General features: G+C 57.1%; 13 protein-coding genes. 11 read left to right on the plus strand and 2 right to left on the minus strand.

The genetic code is table 11. The features are described from left to right. Positions 1-207 precede the first annotated feature (207 nt). The gene (locus tag AAF739_14735; GenBank protein ID MEM6383926.1) at positions 208-3,000 is read left to right on the plus strand and encodes a bifunctional aconitate hydratase 2/2-methylisocitrate dehydratase; all 2,793 of its coding nucleotides are present in this window, start codon (positions 208-210) and stop codon (positions 2,998-3,000) included. A 126-nt stretch (positions 3,001-3,126) separates the two neighbouring features. Here the strand turns inward: AAF739_14735 and AAF739_14740 are convergent, their stop codons facing one another. Next, entirely contained in the window at positions 3,127-5,748 is a 2,622-nt protein-coding gene (locus AAF739_14740) for a calcium-binding protein (GenBank protein MEM6383927.1), read from the minus strand. 310 nt (positions 5,749-6,058) lie between these two features. After that, the gene (locus AAF739_14745; protein ID MEM6383928.1) at positions 6,059-6,787 is read right to left on the minus strand and encodes a GntR family transcriptional regulator; all 729 of its coding nucleotides are present in this window, start codon (positions 6,785-6,787) and stop codon (positions 6,059-6,061) included. 258 nt (positions 6,788-7,045) lie between these two features. On the opposite strand from AAF739_14745, the gene AAF739_14750 reads away from it, so the two are divergent. From AAF739_14750 to AAF739_14795, 10 genes are all read left to right on the plus strand, one after another. After that, positions 7,046-8,041, plus strand: a complete 996-nt coding sequence (locus AAF739_14750; GenBank protein MEM6383929.1) for an ABC transporter ATP-binding protein — start codon at positions 7,046-7,048, stop codon at positions 8,039-8,041. A 35-nt stretch (positions 8,042-8,076) separates the two neighbouring features. Continuing rightward, a complete protein-coding gene (locus AAF739_14755; GenBank protein MEM6383930.1) occupies positions 8,077-9,381 on the plus strand; it encodes an extracellular solute-binding protein in 1,305 nt (434 codons plus the stop codon). 74 nt (positions 9,382-9,455) lie between these two features. Beyond that, positions 9,456-10,322: an ABC transporter permease gene (locus AAF739_14760; GenBank protein MEM6383931.1), complete on the plus strand. Its 867-nt coding sequence runs from the start codon at positions 9,456-9,458 to the stop codon at positions 10,320-10,322. Between the two features lie 2 nt (positions 10,323-10,324). Continuing rightward, entirely contained in the window at positions 10,325-11,170 is an 846-nt protein-coding gene (locus AAF739_14765) for an ABC transporter permease (protein ID MEM6383932.1), read from the plus strand. Next, complete coding sequence (locus tag AAF739_14770) at positions 11,148-11,828, plus strand: aspartate/glutamate racemase family protein (protein MEM6383933.1); 681 nt, start codon at positions 11,148-11,150, stop codon at positions 11,826-11,828. Before AAF739_14765 ends, AAF739_14770 begins: the two co-directional genes overlap by 23 nt. 42 nt (positions 11,829-11,870) lie before the next feature. After that, complete coding sequence (locus AAF739_14775; protein ID MEM6383934.1) at positions 11,871-12,710, plus strand: GNAT family N-acetyltransferase; 840 nt, start codon at positions 11,871-11,873, stop codon at positions 12,708-12,710. 384 nt (positions 12,711-13,094) lie between these two features. After that, positions 13,095-13,745, plus strand: a complete 651-nt coding sequence (locus AAF739_14780; protein MEM6383935.1) for a malonic semialdehyde reductase — start codon at positions 13,095-13,097, stop codon at positions 13,743-13,745. A 29-nt stretch (positions 13,746-13,774) separates the two neighbouring features. Further along, complete coding sequence (locus tag AAF739_14785) at positions 13,775-14,167, plus strand: YciI family protein (protein MEM6383936.1); 393 nt, start codon at positions 13,775-13,777, stop codon at positions 14,165-14,167. A 42-nt stretch (positions 14,168-14,209) separates the two neighbouring features. After that, complete coding sequence (locus tag AAF739_14790; GenBank protein MEM6383937.1) at positions 14,210-15,259, plus strand: C4-dicarboxylate TRAP transporter substrate-binding protein; 1,050 nt, start codon at positions 14,210-14,212, stop codon at positions 15,257-15,259. Between the two features lie 36 nt (positions 15,260-15,295). Further along, on the plus strand, positions 15,296-17,257 hold the full coding sequence (locus AAF739_14795) for a TRAP transporter large permease subunit (protein ID MEM6383938.1): 1,962 nt from the start codon (positions 15,296-15,298) through the stop codon (positions 17,255-17,257). Positions 17,258-17,261: the final 4 nt, after the last annotated feature.

Below are 17,261 nucleotides of genomic sequence, written 5' to 3' on the forward strand. Positions count from 1 at the left end.
CATCGCGACCACCCAAACTAGCTTTCGGCAGCGTCCAGGGCCCCTTGAACCCACCCCAAGGGTTAGTGACTAGTCCCAATTTCCAGTAGCAAAATAGCCCGTTACAATCCCATACCATTACATATCGGGAGGTGCGCGCAGCGTTCAGGCGCATTGGCGTGCACCGCAGCAAATACAAAGCTGACTTCAAGAGGCATGGCGAGAACGATGAGCCTATACGCGGACTATCTGGCAGAGATCGAGACGCGCAAGAACGACGGCCTGAACCCCAAGCCGATCGACGACGCAGCGCTGCTGAACGAGATGATCGAGCAGATCAAACAGCCTGGTCATGAGCATCGCGAAGCATCGTTGAACTTTCTGATTTACAACACGCTTCCGGGAACAACGAGCGCAGCGGGAGCGAAGGCCGCGTTCCTTAAAGATGTCATTTTGGGCGATGTCGCAGTTGAGGAGATATCATCGGCTTTCGCATTCGAGCTCCTCTCCCACATGAAGGGTGGACCATCGGTTGAGGTGCTCCTCGACTTGGCACTAGGGAACGATCCGGCCATCGCCCGCGAAGCTGGCGAAGTGCTCAAAACGCAAGTGTTTCTGTACGAGGCCGACACCGAGCGTTTGAAGGACGGTTTCGCAGCCGGAAACCCGGTCGCCAAAGAGATATTGGAGAGCTATGCCGAAGCGGAGTTTTTCACCAAACTTCCTGACATCGATGAAGAGATAAAAGTTGTCACCTACATTGCTGCGGAAGGTGACATTTCGACAGACCTTCTGTCGCCCGGCAATCAAGCACACTCTCGGTCTGATCGTGAACTCCACGGCAAGTGCATGATCTCCGAAGAAGCCCAACAGGAGATTGAAGCGCTCAAGCTTCAGCATCCGGGAAAACGGGTCATGCTGATCGCTGAAAAGGGCACTATGGGGGTTGGCTCATCGCGCATGTCCGGGGTCAATAATGTCGCGTTGTGGACGGGTAAACAGGCCAGCCCATACGTACCCTTCGTGAATATTGCGCCGGTCGTGGCGGGTACGAACGGTATTTCGCCCATCTTCCTTACCACCGTCGGAGTGACCGGCGGGATCGGGATTGACCTCAAGAACTGGGTCAAGAAACTTGATGAGGACGGAAAGCCTATCCTGAACAATGACGGCAACCCGGTCCTCGAACAGCGCTATTCCGTCGATACCGGCACAGTTCTGACGATCAATACGAAATCGAAGAAACTGACGGACGACTCCGGTGACGAAGAGCTGGTCGACCTTTCTGCGTCTTTCACGCCTCAAAAAATGGAATTCATGAAGGCTGGGGGCTCCTACGCGATTGTCTTCGGGAAAAAGCTGCAGACCTTTGCTGCCGAGACCCTTGGCGTCGAAGCACCCTTGGTGTTTGCGCCGTCCACAGAGATCAGCCATGACGGCCAGGGACTGACGGCGGTTGAGAAGATTTTCAACCGCAACGCAGTTGGCGTTACGCCGGGCAAGGTCCTACATGCGGGCTCAGATGTTCGGGTTACAGTCAATATCGTTGGCTCGCAGGACACAACAGGCCTGATGACTTCCCAGGAGTTGGAGGCCATGGCCGCAACCATCATCTCGCCGAAAGTCGATGGCGCCTACCAATCTGGCTGCCATACCGCTTCGGTTTGGGATCTGAAGGCTCAAGCCAACATCCCGCGCCTGATGGGTTTCATGAACAATTTCGGGCTCATTACCGCGCGTGATCCAAAGGGCGTCTATCACTCGATGACGGACGTCATCCACAAGGTGTTGAACGACATTACCGTCAGCGACTGGGACATCATTATTGGTGGTGACAGCCATACCCGCATGTCCAAAGGCGTCGCATTCGGTGCCGATTCTGGCACCGTCGCTCTTGCGCTTGCGACCGGTGAAGCAACCATGCCGATCCCGGAGTCGGTCAAGGTGACTTTCACTGGTGACATGGCGCCGTGGATGGATTTCCGAGACGTGGTTCACGCCACACAAGCGCAAATGCTCCAGCAGTTTGGCGACAATGTTTTTCAGGGCCGGGTTATAGAGGTCCATATCGGAACGCTCCTGGCGGACCAGGCGTTCACCTTCACCGATTGGTCGGCGGAGATGAAAGCGAAGGCCGCGATCTGTATCTCCCACGATGACACGCTGATCCAGTCGATCGAAATTGCCAAAGCGCGCATCCAGATCATGATCGATAAAGGCATGGAGAACAGCGCAGGTACGCTGCAGGGACTGCTAGACAAAGCAAACGAGCGCATCGCGCAAATCCGGTCGGGCGAACTTCCAGCTCTCACTGCTGATGACAACGCCGAATACTTTGCTGAAGTGGTGGTCGATCTCAACGAGATCATCGAACCGATGATCGCTGATCCCGATGTGAACAATGCCGACGTGTCCAAACGCTACACCCACGACACCATTCGCCCAGTTTCTTACTACGGCGGCTCAAAAAAGGTCGACCTGGGCTTTGTCGGCTCCTGCATGGTGCACAAGGGCGATATGAAGATTGTCGCCCAGATGCTGCGCAACCTCGAAAAAGCGGGCGAAGAGATCAAGTTCAACGCACCTTTGGTGGTGGCGGCACCGACCTACAACATCATTGATGAGCTGAAGGAAGAGGGTGACTGGGAGGTTTTACAGCGTTATTCGGGTTTCGAGTTCGACGATGCAGCACCCAAAACCGCTGCGCGCACCGAGTATGAGAATATTCTCTACCTGGAGCGTCCGGGCTGTAATCTATGCATGGGCAACCAGGAAAAGGCGGAAAAAGGCGATACGGTCCTCGCCACATCGACCCGACTGTTCCAAGGGCGCGTTGTCGCCGACTTGCCGGAGAAGAAAGGCGAGTCGCTCCTGGCGTCAACGCCCGTTGTCGTGCTGTCCGCTATTTTGGGACGGACGCCGTCCATGGATGAATACAGGGATGCCGTTGAGGGAATTGACCTGACCAAGTTCGCGCCGCCCGTCGAGCGGCCGATGAGGTCAATGTCTGTCCATTATTAGGACGAGTGCACGCTAGCCTTCAAAGGCCCAGGCACGGCTCTCGGTTCTGTGAAACCGAGCCACTCGGAGGGCCGGGGACGATCCGTGCCCGGGAGGCGGCGGCTCGTGCCAAGCAACTATCGCCGGTCAGATCAAAATATCATCAACCAGCTGGGCTTGGGTCGTGTTCTCAATCGTGAAGGTGTTGGGGCCGAAGGTGAAGACGACGTCGCCCGCGACATCGGCGGCGAACGACAGCGCGCCATTGACGGTGGCGAATTTGAAGGCGGTCAGATCGAGCTGATCGAGATCGTCCTCAAAATCGGTCACTGTGTCCGCGCCATAGGCCGGAGCAAACACAAACGTGTCAGAACCCGTGCCGCCTATGAGCGTGTCTGTTCCCGTCCCACCGTCAAGGACATCATCATCCTCTCGACCCTGAAGCGTATCGTCACCTGCCCCGCCAGAGAGTTGGTCATTGCTCGCGCCAGCCTGAAGGAAGTCGTTGCCCTCTTCGCCTCTCAGCGTGTCCTCGCCAAAGCCACCGAACAGGCTGTCATTGCCACTTCCCCCTTCGAGGGTATCATTGCCTGAGCCCGACGAGATGAAGTCATTGCCCTCCTGACCGCGGGAGACGTCATCGCCCGCGCCGCCGTACAGCCCATCATTCCCGTCGCCACCGAAAAGCCTGTCATTGCCGTCGCCGCCGATGAGCCTGTCGTTCCAGGTACCACCATCGAGAAGATCATCGCCAGTTCCGCCGTCAAGGCTGTCAAAGTGCTCTCCACCGAACAGCCTGTCATCGCCGTCGCCGCCGATGATGGTGTCGTTGCCCGCACTTCCCAGCATCAGATCGTTGCCATGACCACCATTGAGGGTGTCTCGGCCATCACCGCCGTTGAAGAGATCGTCCCCAACTCCGCCATACAAAGTATCGGTATCGGATCCACCATCGAGCGTATCGTCACCCGGACCGCCGCTCAGCACATCTTTACCTTTTTGCCCCCAGAGGATGTCATTACCAGCGCCGCCTTCGAGGCTGTCGAAGCCGTCATTGCCGTAAAGGATGTCGGCGCCATCACCACCGTTCAAGGTGTCGGCTTCAGATCCACCATCAAGGGTGTCGTCGCCGGTACCGCCGCTCAAAACGTCTTTACCGTTTTGTCCCAACAGGGTGTCATCACCCGCACTGCCTCCGAGGCTGTCGGAGCCGTCATTGCCGTAAAGGACGTCGGCGCCATCGCCACCGATCAAGGTGTCGGCTCCAGACCCACCATCGAGCGTATCGTCGCCACTGCCGCCGTCCGCAATCCCCCCTGCGCCACCGATCAAGGTGATCGTGTCTTCAAGGTCGGTGCCAACGACGGACCCGATATTGTAACCATCGCCGCCGCCCAGACTGTTCGATCTATGGATAAATCGGAGAAATCCGGTTTCGGTATCAAAGCTTGCATCAACGCCAGCTGTTTCGCCGACCCCGGGTAGCTGACCTAGGTCGAGCGCGTTCGAGCCGGAGCCACCGAGATTAGTCAGGCCCATAAACATCGCAATGGTGTCGGTCTCGTCGGTCCACCCAACGCCGGCAAACGTCGCGGCGGCGCCCGGGACCGATATTTGCGCATCTCCCAGCTGGATGCCGTCGGTCGTTTCGAAAAAGGTATAAACGCGACCCGGGCGATAACTGAAATCAAGGTCAAACTCGAGGATCGCGCCCGGTTCAAACCGGATTTCCTGCGCGATAAGCTTCCCAGACGCGCGCCCAATAAATGGCACTTCGACGACGACCTTCGATCCCGTACCCACAATAAGGCCTTGCCCGGTCAGTTTGGATGGCTCGCCGTTAGGGTCACTTAATAAATTGATTACACCGCCTTTGGTGACCTCAAGAAAGCGATCGGCGGCGGTTGTGGTGAGGGAAGCATTGCCCAGACGCAGCTCTCCGCCACTTGCTATAATGGCCGAGTAAAACGTGGCACTTCCGCCATCGCTTATCGTTACTTGGCCCTTCCCTGAAGACGCTTCCAAGCCTGGGAAAAGGCGACCGACAAGAAGGTTGAGTTTTCCGGCGTTAATCTCAGAACCGGTGTCTTTAATCCTGATCGAAGAGGTTCCAAAAGCAGGATCGTGGACGCCGACGTCAATAAAGTTCTTCTCGGTCCCAGCAGCCCCGAGAACGGTTAACCTAGAGCCGCTAGAAATAAGGAGCTCACCTTTAGATGCTATCCCAACCCCAAACGAAGCGTCAGATCCATTCAGGATCAACTCCGACCGGTTGTACATTTTCAAGACGCCATCGCCGCCCCGGCCAAGGAAAATGAAAGGCGTCTTTCCGGTTAGTTCGACTCTACCCGAATTTAGAATAATCTCGCCGCGGCTTCCCGGATAATAACCGACATTGATGCCAGCACTTCCAATGTTGCCCGGTGACGTGGGATTCGTGGTTTCTGAAAGCTCGATACGCGCCCCATAGTCCACTCTGAGGTAACCTGTACCTCCCGCGCCGACTACGAAACCGACCGGCGTAGTGTCGTTGCCTGTGACAGAGAACGACGTACCTTCACCGCTGACCGTCATTCTGCCCAACGAGCCTGGCTGCGCCCCAATGATTACAAAGGAGTTTTGCCCCTGGGGATAGCCCGGTGCGCCGTGGTCGACGGCCACCTGCGTTCCGCCATCGATTGTGTAGTAGCCGCTGTGTGTACCACCAACGGTATCGACGTCTCCAGGAGCAGGATCAAAAGATACATCACCAGAGAATGTTTTAGCCATCTAAATATATGCTTTTACTTACTTTTTGTTTTCCGCCTCCCAACAAATATAGTATCTAAGACAATTGCCATCAGTACTACTGCGGCCTGACCGACAATATTACGTCATCTGTCGGGCTGCGGTGAGGCCGTGAAGGCTAACCGATGAAAGCGCTTGGGCTCTAAGCCCGTCATATCCATGACGTTTTCAAAGTCGCAGACAACCGCGGTTTTGAACCGCGCTCCGAAGACATACATATCTGCCCGGGCTTCAGCGTCTTACGATGCTATGGCGCACTCGCCACTTGCTCAGATTACGCCAGGCCACGGATCTAACGCCGCTTAACCAGAAGGGCCTCGGCGAGCGACTTGTTGGGCGGTGCGTCTGGGTTGAGATCCAGACCCGAACTCAAATCGACGATATGGCTGCGCATGATGTTTTCGGCGTTTTGACCATCGCCCCTCTCGAACGCGGATAGTAGAGCTTCATGAGAGTGGCTTTCGCACGTGGTATCAGGTCGCTTCCAATACAACGCGATGATCAAGGATGATCTTGATATCAGCGTCTCGACGAACTGAGTGTAGAGTCGATGACCCGCGATCCGCGCAATCTCAAGATGAAATTCGCCAGAAAGGGCGAGCGCATGCCCCTTATCGCCCTTTGCATTAGCCGCGTGCTCAATTTCGATATGTTTGATCAAGCGGTTTAGGTGCCGCGGCGACATCCGCCCGGCTGCCATGTTGGCAACCTTGGGCTCTATCAGCGCCCGCGCTTCAAAGACTTCTCGCGCCTCTTGCACCGAGGGTCGGGCGACAAAAGCACCACGGTTTTTTTCGATTGAGACCAGTTCGGAATGGGCAAGCGACTGCAAGGCTGCGCGAACAACGGTGCGGCTCACCCCGTACACCTCGCCAACCTCATCTTCCGATAGCTTCGCGCCGGGCTTGAGGCGATGCTCAAGGATTGCCTGGCGCAAGCCCTCAACAATCTCCAGGCTGCGGTCCGCCGACCGGTTGGTCGGTTCCGTCCTCGGCTTAGCTTGCGCGGTCAGCGGCGCCATCTTTCTCCAACATCGCATGGAACACTGGTGATAGCGTTGATACGGATTTCGCCTGGAAATTACAAATACAAGATTGTATACAAAATTTAGTCAGATCGTATCGTATTTGCCGTTTTATTGTGCACTTTTCTGATCAACAACGTCGCTAAGTATCTGTACGTATGACATAATCCCCATATTTGCAGCCACGTGAATCTACGGCCACTTGGTACGCCTCTTGCAAGCTCAAGATAGGCACAACAGGATACGACGTCGCGCATGGCAGCAGCTCTGGAACTGATCTCCGTTTCGAAAATCTACGGCGCCACAACCGCCGTCGATGCCATCGACCTGAAGATCGAAGCCAACAGCTACACGTGCATCCTTGGGCCATCTGGCTGCGGCAAGTCCTCAACGCTCCGGATGATTGCAGGGCACGAGACGGTGTCCGCAGGCGACATTGTTTTAGGTGCGCAGAACATCACGAACCTCGCGCCCTCGGCTCGCGGTACCGCCATGATGTTCCAGAACTATGCGCTCTTTCCGCACCTCAGTGTCAGCGAAAACGTTGCCTTCAGCTTGAAAATGAAGGGCGCGAGCAAAACGGAACGCATTGGCCGGGCGGCAGAGATGCTCAAGCTGGTGGACATGCTTGATTATGCGGAGCGGCTGCCCAGCCAGCTGTCGGGTGGCCAACAGCAGCGCATCGCTCTGGCGCGGGCCCTAATCACAAAGCCCTCCGTTCTTCTTCTCGATGAGCCGCTATCGGCCCTCGACCCTTTCCTGCGCATCCGCATGCGCGCGGAACTCAAACGCTTCCAGCGCGAGTTGGGCATCCCCTTCATCCATGTCACACATAGCCAGGACGAAGCGATGGCGCTCGCGGACAAGATCGTCGTGATGAACAACGCACGCATCGAGCAGGCTGGTCCGCCGCATGAAGTGTTCAACGCGCCGACAACCGAGTTTGTGGCGCGCTTTATGGGTGGGCACAACATCGTTCAAAACGGCTCGGGACACATCGCTTTGCGCAGTGACCGCATCAAGGTCAGCGCGGTTGGCTCTGCCCAAAGTGAGCGCACCGCAACGGTTCACGCGATCGAGTATCTCGGGACCAGCTTCGAGCTAAGCCTGAAGGGCGAGCACGGCGAGGATTACGCCGTCACTGTCCAAGATAGCACCTATCTCGCAGCGCCTTTCGAGATCGGCGACGCCGTCTCACTAAGCTGGGACGCGTCCGACGCGCACCCGCTTTCAGCCTCTGCCACCAACTGACCAACACCATCAAACCCGAAAAACGGAGACAGGGAATGACGACGAAATCCACATCACCGAAAGCGGACAAAGGCCTCAGCCGGCGTTCGGTTCTCAAAGGCGGCGCCGCGGCGACCGGTGCAGCCCTCGGGTCCACTGCGATCACGGGCTTTCCCACGATCTGGGCGCAGAACATTCAGAACGTGACGCTGCGCCAGTTCGGCACCGGTGTGTCGAACCTCAATGAGGTCGCCGATAAAGTGAAAGAAGACCTCGGCTTCACGCTTGAGATGACGGCGCTTGATTCCGACAGCGTCACACAGCGCGCCGCCACGCAGCCTAACAGTTTTGATATCGCCGACATCGAGTACTGGATCTGTAAGAAGGTCTGGCCGACGGGCAATTTGCAGGCGATGGATACGTCGCGGATCGCAAATTACGACAAGATCGTCGGCATCTTCCGCAACGGTTTGCTGACACCGGAATCCACCATTGCGCAGGGCACCGCGCCGCACACCGTAGGATTTGTTGATGGACCAGGTGGGACCGAGTTCGTGGACAATGAATCGGGTTGGATGACCCTCATCCCGACCATCTACAACGCCGATACACTGGGGATACGACCGGACCTGATCGGGCGGCCAATCGATACGTGGGCAGAGCTTCTCAACCCCGAATTCGCCGGCAAGGCGTCTATTCTCGACATCTCGTCCATCGGCATCATGGATATGGCCATGGTGTGCGAAGCGATGGGCGAGATCACTTATGGCGATAAGGGCAACATGACCCGCGAGGAGATCGACACGACCATCGGCATCTTCACCGAAGCCAAGCAGAATGGCCAGTTCCGCGCTTTCTGGAAGAGCTTCGATGAGAGCGTCAATCTGATGGCGTCCGGTGAGGTGGTTATCCAGTCCATGTGGTCCCCGGCAATTACGGCAGTACGCTCGCGCGGTATCCCCTGCATCTATCAGCCGCTCAAAGAGGGCTACCGCTCCTGGGGCGGCGGCATCGGCCTGTCAGCCAATCTGTCCGGCCTCGAACTTGATGCGGCCTACGAATACATCAACTGGTACTTGTCCGGTTGGGTTGGCGGCTTCCTGATGCGCCAGGGCTACTACTCCGCAGTTCCCGAAACCTCCAAGGACTTCATGAGCGAAGATGAGTGGGGCTACTGGTTTGAGGGCAAGGAGGCCCAGGGCGACATCGTCAGCCCGCAAGGTACGGTCATCGAGACGGCTGGCGCAGTTCGCGACGGTGGATCCTTCTTCGATCGTATGGGTGCAGTCGCATGTTGGAACGCGGTGATGGACGAGAACCAGTACATGGTCGCCAAATGGAACGAGTTCATCGCATCGTGATGCTCTGACCAATTTTGCCCGCGCGGACTGCAAAACCGCGCGGGCATCTTTGTTTGAACGTAAGGCCCTCGCTCGTGTCGGTAACCAACGCCAAAAGCTCCCACCTGACAGGTTGGCTTCTCGCGTCGCCAATCGCTGTGGTGTTGGCCTTGTTCCTGTTGCTGCCCATCGGAATGATCGTCGCAGTCAGCTTTTGGGGATCGACCGAGTTCTCGATCTTCCCGGCCTTCATCTTTGATAATTACGAATTTCTATTCGGCTCACAGGTGACCTACCGCGTGTTCATCAACACGCTGATGTATACGGCCATAACGTGGTTTTTCTGCCTCGTCATCGGCTTCACAGTGGCCTACTTCCTGGCCTTCCATGTGCGTAGCCTGACCTGGCAAATCGCCCTATTTCTTGTGTGCACGATCCCCTTCTGGACCTCGAACATCATTCGGATGATTTCGTGGATTCCGTTTCTGGGCCGCAACGGAATCGCCAATCAGACGCTGATCTCGATGGGGTTGATCGACGAGCCGGTCGAATGGCTCCTCTTTTCGGATTTCGCGGTCATCCTCGCGTTCATCCATCTCTATACGCTGTTCATGGTCGTCCCAATCTTCAACACCATGATGCGCATCGACAAATCCCTGCTCGAAGCGGCAAGAGACGCGGGCGCTTCTGGCTTTCAGATCCTAACCAATGTCATCATCCCCCTCACCAAACCGGGGATCATGATCGGCTCGATCTTTGTCGTCACACTGGTGATGGGCGACTTCATCACCGTGCGGTTCATGAGCGGGTCGCAGTCCGCCAATGTTGGACGCTTGATTTCCAACGATGTAGCACTTCTGCGCTATCCGGCGGCGGCGGCGACCTCTGTTGTCCTGCTCGTCACGGTCCTGATCACCATCGGGATCATGCTGCGCTTCGTGAACATCCGGAAGGAGCTGTGAGGATGCACGGAGAAAAGCGCGGACTTTCCTTCTACATTTTAGCCGGCGTCTTCGGCCTGTTCGTACTGTTTCTGTATGGACCGATCATCACCATAGGCATTCTGTCGTTTCAGGGACCCGGAGGGGGACTGACGTTCCCCATGAACGGCGTCTCAATGTACTGGTTTGCTGATCTGTTTGAGCAGCAGGCGGTCGGCGACATTTGGGGGTCCTTCCGCCGATCCTTCGCACTTGGTCTCATGGTCATGGTGACCACGGTGATCCTGTCGGTCATGGGAGGGCTCGCGTTTCGCCGGCGCTTCGTAGGCTCGACGGTTCTGTTTTACCTCGTCATCACCAGCCTGATCATCCCCTCAATCCTCATCTCGCTGGGAGTCGGATTGATCTTCAGCCAACTTGGGTTCGATGTGCACTGGTCGACATCGGGCTTCGGCTCCCAGCTTACCTGGACGCTGCCGTTCGGCCTTCTGATCATGTTCGCCGTCTTCAACCGTTTCGACCCTTCCTACGAGGAAGCCGCCCGGGATCTGGGTGCAACACCCTGGCAGACAATCCGCCATGTGGTACTACCGATCATAGCCCCTAGCCTGATCGGCGTCGCGTTGTTTGGCTTTACCCTGTCCTATGATGAGTTTGCACGCACACTGCTGACAGCAGGCTCGCACAACACGCTGCCGCTCGAAATTTTCGGCATGACAACGAACGTCACATCGCCGGTGCTGTATGCGCTGGGAACCCTGACGACCGTCTTCTCGTTCATCGTTATTGGCCTTTGTCTCCTGATCGCCTATCTGATGCGACGCCGACAGACCCGGCAAGGCTCGGATGCGGGCAAAGGTATGGTCTGAAGCAGTGCGGATTTTGGTTATCAATCCAAACAGCACGGCAGCCATGACCGAACAGATCGGCGTTGCTGCTCAGACGGCGGCGTCCCGCGGTACCGAAATCGTTGCCGTCAACCCGCTTGATGGTCCTGCATCTATCGAGGGCGCCGAAGACGGCGAGGCTGCGCTGCCAGGCCTTTTTGGACTGTTCAATGATATGGTCATCACCGAAGGCGGCTATCATGCGGCGATCATAGCCTGTTTCGATGACACCGGACTTCTCGAACTCAGAGAGCGATCCCCTATTCCGGTTAGCGGCATTGGCGAAGCAGGTTATCTGGCGGCAATGGACCATGCTGCAACCTTTTCGGTCGTTACAACTTTAGAGATTTCCGTCCCCGTTCTTGAAGCCAATCTCGCAGCCTATGGTATGATAGAGCGGTGCGTGCGCGTCCGGGCGAGTGGCGTTCCGGTCCTCGCGCTCGAAAATGATCTATCGTCGCTTCCTAAACTGGAAGCGGAGATCGAAGCCGCCATTACAGAAGATGACGTTGGAGCCGTTGTGCTGGGATGCGCGGGCATGTCGAGCTTCTCACATGCGATGCAGTCCAAATACGCGGTGCCCATCATTGATGGAGTCGAAGCCGCCGTGCGGTGGTGCGAACAGCGTGTGGGCCGATAAGTGGGCTTGGATATACGCAAGGCATCTCTCGAAGAATTTTCGGTGGCCGTCAGTTGGGCAAGGGAGGAGGGCTGGAACCCCGGCCTCGACGATCTTGCAGCCTTCTTCGCCGCCGACCCCAACGGATTTTTCATGGGTTTCCTAGACGGCGAGCCTGTGTCGTCCATATCCGTGGTCCGCTATGGTTTGGAATATGGCTTTTTGGGCTTTTACATCGTTGCGCCAGACCATCGTGGTTCGGGTATCGGCATCGCCACCTGGAACCGCGGCATCGATTATCTGGAAGGGCGGACAATCGGCCTGGACGGCGTGGTCGACCAACAGGATAATTATCGCGCCAGCGAGTTTGTCTATGCGGGAAGAAACGTTCGGTATTCCGGGTTACCCAGAGGCCTACCCAACGCACTAACCGCACGAAACGATGAGGCTACGATTGTTGCGTCATCCGACGCTTTGCTGCCGGGCCTGAACGCCTATGATAGCACCTTCTTTCCCCACGGCCGTGCGGCGTTTCTTCGGGCGTGGACACAGCCGTCAAGCAACGTTCAGCGTCAGACATGGGCGTACCTGATTGATGGCGAGGTGTTGGGATACGTCACCAAGCGCAAGTGTGCGGTCGGATACAAAATTGGGCCACTTCTTGCCGACAACGAACAAATCGCCGAAGCGCTGCTGATAAGGGCAGCGGCGACCTTGGGTCCAAATGATCAACTGACGATAGACGTACCGGACGCAAACATCGAAGCGGTCCGGCTTGCCAAGAGGTTCGGAATGCAGCCGGTCTTCGAGACTGCTCGCATGTACCGGTTGGCCGGCGCGCAAACGGTCCCGGGTCTTCCGATTGACCGAACCTTTGGCGTAACAACGTACGAATTGGGCTGAGCCTCCAATCGCTCTTTGTTACGGGGCACCCCACGCCGGCATCAGAAACCTCAGACCTCTCCCAGACCGCAAACATGTGCACTTAGGGGACCCATCGCCGTTCAAATGAGCTGCAAGTTGAGTTTGAGGCGCGGCCTACGTATCGAAACCAAAACTTATGTTCTTTGGATTTTCATGCCGATTTCATAACGTAAAGCTATATTAATTCGCCGAGATTGAATGAGCCATCGCGGTTTCGCGTGGTAGCCTCTGAATAACTTGGAAAAGACGCCACGAACGGCGCGATCCTGAGGAAACGCTGCTGCACGCTCAACGCGATCTGCTCGCGTTGATTGGTCTTGGCACGCTAGCCCTTTGGATTTGGAAAAAGGGCTGGTTGTATTCATGGACACACAGACGGCTGATGCCCAGGCGCAGGGTGCTGCACTGGCGTTGCAAAATGAGGCGCTCAAGGCCGATCCTGATACCCTTCGACTGCTCTTCACCGAAGCGCGAACCCACTACGGTTGGCAGGACCGCGAGGTGACCGACCAAACGCTGGCTGAGCTGTATGCCATCGCCAAGATGGGTCCGACGTCCATGAACCAGCAGCCGATGCGCGTGCTGTTCATACGCACTGCCGACGCCAAGGACCGCCTGGAGCCGTGCCTGATGCCGGCCAACCGCCCGAAGATGCGCAGCGCTCCAATCACCGCCATCGTCGCCTACGATCTCAATTTCTGGGAGGAGTTACCGCACTTGTTTCCGCCCAACCCAGACGCGCAAGACATCTTCAAGGACAACGCCACCGCAGCGCAAATCAACGGCTTCAGAAACGGCACACTGCAAGGCGCTTACCTGATGCTTGCGGCTCGTGCGGTGGGCCTAGATGTCGGCGCGATGTCCGGCTTCGACAATAGCAAGGTCGATGAAGAATTTTTCCATGGCACGTCGATCAAGTCCAACTTCCTGATCAACATCGGCTACGCGGACACATCAAAGATTTTCCGCCGCTTGCCGCGCCTCGACTACGACAAGGTCTGCCAAACAATCTGAGGCCAAGCGACCAAAACAAGGGAGAAGACATGTCGGGACCGCACATTACAAAGCACGACATTCTGGAAGCATCGAAAGGCATGCTGCAGAAACAGCTCTTCGCTGTGTTCACGTCGCCAACCAATGGGATGGGGCCGGTGATGGACAACATCGAAGAGCATCTGAAGTTCCAGGTCGAGCTGGAACAAAAGGGCATCATGTTTGGCGCAGGTCCTTTTTGGGCCGACGACGAAACCACATGGAACGGCGAAGGCATGGTCCTGATCCGCGCTGACAGCCTCGACCATGCACGCGAGATCGCCGAGACCGACCCAATGCACAGCTCCGGCGCACGATCGTTCACGGTGCGCCCGTGGCTTCTCAACGAGGGACGGATCACCGTCACCATCGACTATTCAACCGGCGAGCACACCGTCGGATAAACAAGAAAAAGCAATCAAACCAAATCTCTGGGAGGAATGATCATGAAAATCGCACTTGGCGCTATTGCCGTAAGCCTCGCCTTGGCATCGGGCGCACAGGCCGAAACATTCAACCTGACCATGTCCTCAAGTCACCCCACGGTGCTGCCATGGGTCGGTCAACTTTCCACTCTGGTAGTCGGCGAGACCAACGCGCGCCTTGAGGCTATGGGGTCCGAAGATCGCGTCGATTGGACTGAGGCGTACGGTGGTTCGCTCTACGGTTTCTCCGACACACTGGAGGCGGTTGGCGATGGCCTGACGGATGCTGGCTGGGTCGGCACCCTCTGGGAGGGCTCAAAGATGCCGCTTCAGAACATGACCTACTTCATGCCCTTCGTGACCGACGATCTGGTGAGCATGTTGCAGGTTCTCAACGAGATGCATCGCGAACTGCCCGAGCTTCAAGAGGCTTGGGAAGACCAAAACGTCGTGTTTCTTGGCGCCAGTGGCGTTGAGACCTATCATCTGCTGACGAATTTTCCCGTGAACTCGCTCGCCGATCTTGAAGGACGCCGGATCATGGCACCGGGACCTTCGGCGAACTGGATCGAGTCACTCGGCGCTGTGCCAGTCAACGGTGCGCTGCCGACCTACTACAATCAGGTACAGACAGGCGTTGCCGACGGCATGGTCGTCATCATAACCGGCGCCTTTCCCAACCGCCATTATGAAGTCGCCCCCTACGTTACGCTTGTTGGTATCGGCGCGCATATGACCGGTGGCCTCGGTATCAACCGCGATGTTTGGGACGGGCTGTCCGATGATGTCCGCACCGTCCTGACCGAGCTGGGCGAGGAATACACCACGGCACACGCCGAGGAAGTTGTCGCGCGCTACGACAATTTCCTCGAGCAACTGCCTGGTGTTGGCGCGACCGTAACCGAACTGCCCGCTGATGAAGTACAGGCTTGGAAAGACGGCCTACCCAACCTCGCAGCCCAATGGGCAGAGGCCAATGCCGACGATGGTGCGGCCGGCGTCATGGAAGAGTTTGTCAACCGCCTGCGTGCGCGAGGCATCGAGCCTGGCATCGACTGGACCGCGCGCTAACAGGCGGCCCAAGGGTCTCGTCGCGAGGTCGATATCATGGCCGACGCTCTACGCCGCCTTCGTCGTGGCACTGACCAGGTAGAAAAAAGCGTGTCGCTGGTCACCGGCGTGATCAGCGGCGCGGCATCGGTCTGGATCTTCGCGCTGATGTGCCTGATCTGCGCCGATATCTTGAGCCGCAACTTCTTCAACGATCCGATCCAAGGCGTTGCGGAAATAGTCGCCAACTCCATTGTCGCGATCGTATTTTTGCAGGCGGCGCATACACTGATGAGCGGGCGAATGACCCGCACCGATCTGTTCATTGGGTCTTTGGAAGACAGGCGCCCATTCGCGGCGGCGGCGATCCGCATTTTCTTTCACCTGGGCGGGATGTTCGTCTTCGCCGTCATTGCGCAAGGCACCTGGCCAGCTTTGGTGGACGCGTGGGTTGAAAAGGAGTTCTTCGGCGCACAGGGCGTTTTCACAGCACCCGTCTGGCCGATCAAAGCCTGTCTGTTTGGCGGTTCGATCCTAACCGCAATCGCATTTGCCGTTCAGCTCGTGAAAGACATCAAGCAGCTCGCCAACGAAACGCGCGTCGAGCCCCTCACCTTCCGCCATAGCGTCGACCGTCCACCGCGAGGTTGGCCAATCGTGTTCGGCTTCGTCGTGTTGCTGGTCATTGGTTATGTGATCGTGGTGGGCGATCTTAACCGGGTCCAGATCGGCGCAGCGGCAATAGCGTTCATGTTGATCCTGATCCTGTCGGGCGCGCACATCGCTGTGGCTCTGATCCTGCTGTCCTTCATTGGCATCTGGCTGATCCGCGACAACCCGAACGTTGCCGTGCGCTCCCTTGCCCTGGCAGCTGGCGGGTCGATCAACCGCTACCTTTTCGGCGTGGTTCCCTTGTTCGTCTTAATGGGGCTCGTGGTCGACGCCGCCGATATTGGCCGCGACGCCTACCGGGTAGCCGCTTGGATGATGCAAAAGATCCGTGGAGGCCTCGGTATGGCAACCGTCGCCGCCAACGCCGTGTTTGCCTCCATCACCGGTATATCGATCGCCTCCGCTGCGGTGTTCTCGCGCGTTGCGGTGCCACAAATGGTGGCCAACGGTTACAACAAGCGCTTTGCGCTTGGCGTCGTGGCCGGCTCATCCGTCTTGGGGATGCTCATTCCTCCCAGCCTTCTGCTGATCATTTACGCCATCCTCGCCGAACAGTCCGTCGGCGCACTCTTCCTCGCTGCTATTGTTCCCGGCGGACTGCTGGCGCTGACATTCGGCATCGGCATCTATCTCATGGCGCGATTGCGCCCCACTATGGTGATGCAGTCCGATCGACCATCGGCGGTCATTGATGAGACATGGCCCACAGCGACAGCCAAGCTCGCGCCCATCGCCATTCTGGTCGCAATTGTGCTTGGCGGCATTTACACGGGCTTCTTCACGCCCACAGAAGCAGGTGCAGCCGGGGCCGCCGCGGCGATCATGGTGGCGGTTGCGAAGCGTAAGCTAACTGTGAAACGGTTTTGGAAGGTGCTCATCGATACCGGCCTGGTATCGGTTTCCATTCTCTTGCTCATTGTCGCCGCGTCCATGTATTCGCGCATGCTGACGCTTTCGACGATCCCGCAGGAGATCACCATGATGTTCGGTGAGATGGGTCTCGGTCTCGCGGGGTTCCTTCTGATCTACATCGTGCTCGTCATTATTATGGGCATGATCCTCGACAGCACGTCGATCATGTTGATCCTGCTGCCTTTGTGCCTGCCGATCGTAACGGACCTGGGCGGGAACCTGATCTGGTTTGGTATCGTCACGGTGATCGCCGTTGAGATCGGTCTGTTGACGCCGCCCTTTGGGCTGACGGTCTACGTCGTCAAAGCGACCATATCGGACAGGACCACAACGCTCGGCGATATCTTCACCGGCACCTTCCCGTTCGTGATCATGATGTCGCTGGTTACAATCGTTTTAGCGCTGTTTCCGGCGCTGAGCCTCGTCTTCGAGTAGGAAG

The sequence above is a fragment of the Pseudomonadota bacterium genome, from assembly GCA_039024915.1.
Classification (GTDB): domain Bacteria; phylum Pseudomonadota; class Alphaproteobacteria; order Rhizobiales; family MH13; genus MH13.

Excerpts from the sequence above, each read along its gene's own strand:
- AAF739_14785 (MEM6383936.1), top strand. The coding sequence starts at position 13,775 with ATGTCGGGACCGCACATTACAAAGCACGACATTCTGGAAGCATCGAAA.
- AAF739_14770 (MEM6383933.1), top strand. The coding sequence starts at position 11,148 with ATGCGGGCAAAGGTATGGTCTGAAGCAGTGCGGATTTTGGTTATCAAT.
- AAF739_14755 (MEM6383930.1), top strand. The coding sequence starts at position 8,077 with ATGACGACGAAATCCACATCACCGAAAGCGGACAAAGGCCTCAGCCGG.
- AAF739_14780 (MEM6383935.1), top strand. The coding sequence starts at position 13,095 with ATGGACACACAGACGGCTGATGCCCAGGCGCAGGGTGCTGCACTGGCG.
- AAF739_14735 (MEM6383926.1), top strand. The coding sequence starts at position 208 with ATGAGCCTATACGCGGACTATCTGGCAGAGATCGAGACGCGCAAGAAC.
- AAF739_14740 (MEM6383927.1), bottom strand. The coding sequence starts at position 5,748 with ATGGCTAAAACATTCTCTGGTGATGTATCTTTTGATCCTGCTCCTGGA.
- AAF739_14750 (MEM6383929.1), top strand. The coding sequence starts at position 7,046 with ATGGCAGCAGCTCTGGAACTGATCTCCGTTTCGAAAATCTACGGCGCC.
- AAF739_14795 (MEM6383938.1), top strand. The coding sequence starts at position 15,296 with ATGGCCGACGCTCTACGCCGCCTTCGTCGTGGCACTGACCAGGTAGAA.
- AAF739_14790 (MEM6383937.1), top strand. The coding sequence starts at position 14,210 with ATGAAAATCGCACTTGGCGCTATTGCCGTAAGCCTCGCCTTGGCATCG.
- AAF739_14765 (MEM6383932.1), top strand. The coding sequence starts at position 10,325 with ATGCACGGAGAAAAGCGCGGACTTTCCTTCTACATTTTAGCCGGCGTC.
- AAF739_14745 (MEM6383928.1), bottom strand. The coding sequence starts at position 6,787 with ATGGCGCCGCTGACCGCGCAAGCTAAGCCGAGGACGGAACCGACCAAC.